Origin of the sequence: Streptomyces sp. NPDC127092 (genome assembly GCF_042722475.1) — a bacterium.
In the GTDB taxonomy this organism is placed as follows: Bacteria; Actinomycetota; Actinomycetes; order Streptomycetales; family Streptomycetaceae; genus Streptomyces.
Genome location: NZ_JBHXFE010000197.1, coordinates 1 through 420, shown reverse-complemented (window position 1 = coordinate 420; position 420 = coordinate 1). Strand labels below are relative to the sequence as shown.

Below are 420 nucleotides of genomic sequence, written 5' to 3'. Positions count from 1 at the left end.
CTGCTGATCGATCCTGGCAGGGCGGTCCGCCCGACGCAGGGGGTGACGTCCTGCGGCTCAGTCGGCCGTGAGGTCGGCGTGGGCGGCCACAATGCGGTCCACCAGCGCGGCGGCCTCGCCGGTGTAGCCGGCCGGGTCGCACAGCTCCGCGAGGCGGTCGTCGCCGACGGACGCGGGCACGGCGGCGCGCAGCAGCGCACCGAACTCACCGCGGCCGGCCAGGGCGTCGTCGACGACGGTGTGGATCGCGTCCCGGCCCGCGCCAGGCCGCCCCGCGGCCGCGTCGATCACGGGCGCGAGCTCGGCCATGAGCCGCTCGGAGACCAGAGCCGGCCCCGTGCGGCCGAGGTTCTGCCGCATCCGATCCTCGTCCACACGTAGGCCCGCGGTGAGCTCATGGGTGAGCGCGGCGGCCCCGCC

At 76.9% G+C, this 420-nt stretch carries 1 pseudogene; it reads right to left on the bottom strand.

Annotated features, from left to right (window positions below):
• Positions 1 to 57 precede the first annotated feature (57 nt).
• Positions 58 to 420, bottom strand: a pseudogene (locus ACFWJO_RS38790) (3-carboxy-cis,cis-muconate cycloisomerase); the annotation flags it as partial.